Genomic DNA, 782 nt, shown 5'->3' on the forward strand with positions numbered 1-782 from the left:
CCTGTTGCCATCAGCGCGATTTCAGCCAGCAGTTGGCGCGTTTCTCGTTCCATGCTTTACACCTTCTGGAGAATCGACTGCATCACATCTTTAATCGCACGAGTGGTGGTCGCATTGATATTGTAAACAACAGACCATTTGTTGATCGCGTGCTGAAGCTCGGCAAGCTTTGATGGATCATCGGCATTGGTTTCTAGGTTCTTGATGGCTGCCGTCACTTCTGTATTGGCATCTTTCGCTTGTTGTTCTAACTTAGCTTTAACATCATCAAGGTTTACACTGTTACTAGCATCGTAAAATGACATAAGACTTCCTCGTATTTTTTAGTTAGCTTCGTATGATTCAACGACCGCATGGGCGGCTGTGTAAGCTTCATACTGTTTGAGTAGCAATTGGTACTGCTGTGGTGAGCACCCTAAATCCAACTGACGTTTCACCACCGCTTGTGCTTCTAAGAGCTTGCTCTTAATCTTGTGCACTTCCGCACCGTTTGTGTCGTTATTTAAAATTTGTTCAAGATTTGTCATTGTTCGTCTCGCCTTCATATCCAAGTTCTATTGTTATCACCCGCCCGCCTTTAACCAACTCAATACCAGCAGGTGTAACACTGGATATTCGGTAGCCCTGAGGCGTTCTTGCACCGACCATATAGCGAACATTATCGGTCAGAATCACATATGGAACCTGGCCAAAGTTAACGCTACGAAACGGGAAATCGATGTTGGTGCCTTTACTCACCTTAGGTATGGATTTCAAAACTAAGTACGGTTTCTCACCATATT

General features: G+C 44.5%; 2 protein-coding genes and 1 pseudogene. All 3 read right to left on the bottom strand.

Annotation, left to right across the window (positions count from 1 at the left end; genetic code table 11):
• Nucleotides 1–56: 56 nt before the first annotated feature.
• Nucleotides 57–305, bottom strand: coding sequence for a type III secretion system needle filament subunit SctF (gene sctF / locus R7Z77_RS25040; protein ID WP_005377199.1), 249 nt, complete (start codon nt 303–305; stop codon nt 57–59).
• Between the two features lie 18 nt (nt 306–323).
• Nucleotides 324–527, bottom strand: coding sequence for an EscE/YscE/SsaE family type III secretion system needle protein co-chaperone (locus R7Z77_RS25045; protein WP_005377198.1), 204 nt, complete (start codon nt 525–527; stop codon nt 324–326).
• Nucleotides 514–782 (bottom strand): annotated as a pseudogene (locus tag R7Z77_RS25050) (EscD/YscD/HrpQ family type III secretion system periplasmic domain-containing protein); the annotation flags it as partial. The pseudogene R7Z77_RS25050 and the gene R7Z77_RS25045, both read right to left, overlap by 14 nt.

The organism is Vibrio sp. 1401 (genome assembly GCF_033340295.1).

What these genes read in the sequence shown, in the direction of transcription:
- sctF (WP_005377199.1), bottom strand. Translation starts at nt 305, where the DNA reads ATGTCATTTTACGATGCTAGTAACAGTGTAAACCTTGATGATGTTAAA.
- R7Z77_RS25045 (WP_005377198.1), bottom strand. Translation starts at nt 527, where the DNA reads ATGACAAATCTTGAACAAATTTTAAATAACGACACAAACGGTGCGGAA.